This is a genomic window from Bacteroidia bacterium, assembly GCA_025056095.1.
Lineage (GTDB): Bacteria > Bacteroidota > Bacteroidia > JANWVE01 > JANWVE01 > JANWVE01.
In genome coordinates this window covers 1-3769 of the sequence record JANWVW010000256.1, presented here as the reverse complement: position 1 = coordinate 3769, position 3769 = coordinate 1, and the positions used below count along the sequence as shown (strand labels likewise).

The 3769-nt window shown below is 37.6% G+C and carries 3 protein-coding genes; 2 read left to right on the top strand and 1 reads right to left on the bottom strand.

Annotation, left to right across the window (positions count from 1 at the left end; all coding sequences use genetic code 11):
* Positions 1-342 precede the first annotated feature (342 nt).
* The gene (lnt, locus tag NZ519_12960; GenBank protein MCS7029664.1) at positions 343-2073 is read left to right on the top strand and encodes an apolipoprotein N-acyltransferase; all 1731 of its coding nucleotides are present in this window, start codon (positions 343-345) and stop codon (positions 2071-2073) included.
* Positions 2074-2125: 52 nt separating this feature from the next.
* On the opposite strand, the gene NZ519_12955 is transcribed toward lnt, so the two are convergent.
* Positions 2126-2566 carry a hypothetical protein gene (locus tag NZ519_12955; GenBank protein MCS7029663.1) on the bottom strand — a complete coding sequence of 147 codons (441 nt, stop codon included), beginning with the start codon at positions 2564-2566 and terminating at the stop codon, positions 2126-2128.
* A gap of 205 nt (positions 2567-2771) precedes the next feature.
* Here NZ519_12955 and NZ519_12950 point away from each other — a divergent pair.
* Positions 2772-3769: ATP-dependent Clp protease ATP-binding subunit (locus tag NZ519_12950; GenBank protein ID MCS7029662.1), on the top strand; the 998-nt coding region annotated here is incomplete at its 3' end.

The window sequence follows — 3769 nt, the reverse complement described above, 5'->3', positions numbered from 1 at the left end:
CGCAGCGAAGTACCGAAGCGTTAGCGTAGTGCGGAATGCCCCGACCCTTGCGTCAGCAAGGGGCACGCCCAAAAAATAAACTTAAATAAACTTACTCTTGACAAACATAGCAGAGTTAAAAAATTTCATGTCTATTTTTTGACCTTTCATGCTCTACTTTTTGCCAATCATGCACAAATTTTGACAATTCAAGTAGCTTTCTACCTATTCAAGATTAAAGCCCTGTATTTTTGTGTCAGCAATGTCGGGAAGACATCGCAACAGTAATTGAGCAGGCGTAAGGTTGATTCCCCGTAATGGGTTGAGTCCCTTACGTTTTTTATTTTTATGTACTTTTGTGCAATGTCCCTTCAAAATTGGCTTAAAAATCCCTTGTGGAGCGCGTATTTGACAGGAATTTTAGGCGTTTTAGCTTTTCCGCCTTCACCTTTATTTGTTTTAGCTTTTATCTTTTTTGTACCTTTGCTTTACGCACTACTGCATCATGATTTTAACTATCCTTCTATTCAAAAACCGCACTTTATCAAATATGCATCAGGGTACTTATGGCTAAGCATTTTGATAGGTTTAGTTTTGGGCAGTGTATTAGAAAGTCAAGGCGTTGAAAATACCATAGCGTGGATAGCCGGCGTGCTTCCTGCCATTATTTTAACCTCATATACAGCTCAATATCACAGATTTAGCGCTATTTATTTAGCCCTACTACTATGGAACACAGGGACTTGCTACTGGCTATGTTATGCTAGTGTAGCAGGTGGCTTAGGGGCTATTTTAGTCAATCCACTTTTACAAAGCTTACCAATTTTGCTCTTTCTGAACGTATATCCCAAAACTACGCCCAAAATAGCCTATTTAACATTGGTAGCCGCATGGATAAGCTTTGAATACTTACATTTTCGTTGGGATTTATCTTGGTCCTGGATAACCTTAGGGCATGCGCTTTCTACCTTTACTTTTGGCATGCAATTTTATGAATGGACGGGCGTACTAGGAGGTTCATTATGGATTTGGATAGTTAATCTCTTGATACTATCCATTTTTTTGCATCATAACAACCGATTGAGAAAGGTTTTGAGCGTAGCTATAACTCTGCCTTTATTAGCAGACTTTATTTTTTGGTTTCATGTACCACAACCTACTCAAAATTTAACTGTTTCTATCATTCAGCCAAACATTGACCCCTACCACAAATTTGATGAAAATACTGTACAAAAGCAATTGCAAACTTTTATCTCCCTTATTCGCCAAGCGCAAAAAGATAAACCGGATTGGATTATTTTACCTGAAACAGCTATTCCGTACAGCATTTGGGAAGAGCAACTCTACCAAGATACTTTTGTCAAAGCGCTTCAAGCAGAGTTAGTCCATGATAAACAAGCTATTTTGTTAGGGATTACTTCTGTGCGTAGATATATCAACGGACAAGGCAAAAGCGCAAGTGCAGCAAGGTTAGAGGGTACTTCAGATTGGTATGACATGTATAACGCAGCTACCATCATCACAAAAAACAATGAAGTTCAATTTCATAGAAAGTCAAAATTAGTACCTTTGGTAGAGCGAATGCCTTTTTTAAGTGTATTAGGAGTTTTAGAAAAATACAGCATGATACGTTTAGGGGGTGAATCGCACAGCTTGGGCAAAGTAGATAAGGTACAAACTTTAACTTACCAAAAAGTGCGCGTAGCGCCTATTATTTGCTACGAGTCAATTTATGGGAATTACATTACTGATTTTTGCAGACAAGGAGCAGATTTTTTTGCCATAATTACAAATGATGGCTGGTGGAGAAATACATCAGGCTACATTCAGCATGCTTACTATGCTAAAATTAGAGCGATTGAGAACCGTAGATATATTGCTCGTTGTGCAAATACAGGGCGTTCTATGTTTATTGATGCTAGAGGGGGAGTACATCAACCTACGAAATGGTGGAAAGAAGCCGTTATTACTCAATCTGTCGGAATAATAAACTACACTACATTATACACTCGTATAGGTGATGTTTTAGGTTGGATTAGCTTGACAGCTGTGCTTTTACTAACAATAAAAGTAAAGCTAGCCTACAAAAAATAAAACACCCACATTTTAAGTTGTGGGTGTGATTATATAATTACTTGTAGTTGAATTATTCGTCGGCTTCAAGGTGAAGTTCAACAGTATCGCCATCATGAGTATGCTTGAGCCACATTTCTTTATTCTTCAAGCGTAGAATTTTCCATTCTTCTTTTTCATTAGGGGTTGTATTTGTATAGGTAATTATAATAGACTCTTTATCGTCGTCAAATTCCCATTTGTGGGTTTCGGTTTGTGTGACCCCAAGAAAACTCATAGTTAATACTAAATCGCCATTTTTCTTGTACTCGTATATTGGACTTAACATGTTGACTATGGAAGTTACATCATTTCCATTCTCCATAGCTTTTTCTACCTTCCACTTGCCCACTACACGAGCTTTTTTGGAACGAAGACTAATGGCAGGTCCTTCTTCGTATTTTTTACAGCTGGTGAAAGTAACAGCTGAAACTGCTACTAAAAGTAGCAAGGTTAGAACTTTGATAGCTTTCATAATCGTACGGTATTATTTTTTTCTACTTCGCAAATATTGTTCCAAAAATTTGTTAAAAACCTGAAATTTTGTCAGTAAAATAAACTTAACTCTGCAATTATTGCATATATTTGGTTAACAGTTTATGGATTTTGCGTAAAAAAGGCAGAAAGTAACCTATGGAATGTATGTTGTTTAAGTTGGTTAAGTGAAGGAGAAATAGAGTATGAATATCAATAAATTTACAATAAAAGCTCAAGAAGCGATACAACAGGCACAAAGTATTGCTTCTCAGCACCAGCATCAGTTTATAGATACACCGCATTTAGCTAAGGCTTTATTAGAGCAAGAAAATAGTATTGCGGCGTATATTCTTAAAAAGCTAAATGCAAACTTAAATATTTTTAGCCAAAAAGTTGAGGAGGGCATTAAGCGCCTACCTAGAGTTACAGGAGCTCAAGGGGAGTATTTATCTAATGAACTCAAACGTGTGTTGGATACGGCTGAACAAAAAGCTGCTCAAATGAAAGATGAATTTGTAAGCATAGAGCACCTTTTGATAGGTTTAGCAGAACAAAAAGATTGGATAGGTAACGCGCTTAGAGATCAAGGAGTAAGTGAAAAAGAAATTAAAAAGGTCATTAAAGAATTACGCGGCGATAATAGAATCACAGACCAAAATGCAGAGGAAAAGTACAATGCACTTAAAAAATACGCACGTAACTTGAACGAGTTAGCCAAAGAAGGAAAATTAGACCCTGTTATTGGAAGAGATGAGGAAATTCGTAGAGTTTTGCAAATTTTAAGCCGTAGAACTAAAAATAACCCTGTTTTAATTGGCGAACCTGGAGTAGGTAAAACAGCTATTGCAGAGGGTTTAGCGCATCGGATTGTTATTGGGGATGTTCCCGAAGACCTCAAAACCAAAACCATCATGAGTTTAGACATGGGGGCTTTGATAGCAGGTGCAAAATATAGAGGTGAGTTTGAAGATAGATTAAAAGCCGTAGTTAAAGAGGTCATAGACTCTGATGGGGAAATTGTGCTTTTCATTGATGAAATCCATACCTTAGTTGGGGCTGGAGCCACTGAGGGGGCTATGGATGCCGCTAATATCCTTAAACCTGCTCTTGCCCGAGGGGACTTACGCGCTATTGGTGCTACTACTTTGGCAGAGTATCAAAAATACATTGAAAAAGATAAAGCCCTTGAACGCCGCTTTCA

What these genes read in the sequence shown, in the direction of transcription:
- lnt (MCS7029664.1), top strand. Translation starts at nt 343, where the DNA reads ATGTCCCTTCAAAATTGGCTTAAAAATCCCTTGTGGAGCGCGTATTTG.
- NZ519_12955 (MCS7029663.1), bottom strand. Translation starts at nt 2,566, where the DNA reads ATGAAAGCTATCAAAGTTCTAACCTTGCTACTTTTAGTAGCAGTTTCA.